Source organism: Bartonella sp. TS82HLJMH (assembly GCF_042193495.1).
GTDB classification, from domain to species: domain Bacteria; phylum Pseudomonadota; class Alphaproteobacteria; order Rhizobiales; family Rhizobiaceae; genus Bartonella; species Bartonella grahamii.
Genome location: NZ_JBHILU010000113.1, coordinates 1 through 529 on the forward strand (window position 1 = coordinate 1; position 529 = coordinate 529).

The 529-nt window shown below is 44.0% G+C and carries 1 protein-coding gene; it reads left to right on the top strand.

Annotated features, from left to right (window positions below):
* A partial coding sequence (locus tag ACFIKO_RS09540; RefSeq protein WP_375673940.1) for a DUF4815 domain-containing protein occupies nt 1-529 on the top strand: 529 nt, incomplete at both ends.

Consider the following 529-nt stretch of genomic DNA (forward strand, 5'->3'; position numbering starts at 1 on the left):
TTGCGCAAGAGTTGACAACGGCTTGCGAAAAAATCAATCCTTATCAAAATTTTGCGACCTTGCCTGGTACAGTAACCCTTGAACCCGCAACAGACTTTTGGCACGAACAGCGCACCGATTGGCTCTCGAGCGTGACCAATCAAATCATCATGGGCAGGAACCGTGGGAGAAGCATTCGTAAAACAGAAATCAGTAATGATTTGGTGAGGGCAACCCAAGAGCAAATCGACTTTTTAAGACAAATTACTCTTCACTTTAAAATTGAAGGTTTTGGCAAGTTAGAACAATTAGAAAGCCTTACCTTTGATGGTGTGAATGTCTTGCCGAATAATTACCTTTTTGCCAATTCCTATGGCACCCTTGAAGGCAATTTTAAAATTCCACAAAACATTACCGCTGGTACAAAAAATGTTGTGGCACGGGGAAAAGGTGGAACAATTGCAACGGGGCTTTTTACCGGTCAAGGTGTGATTGATGTGAAAGTGATGCGGCGCACCACCACGGTGAAGATATGGACGCAAGTGGACCC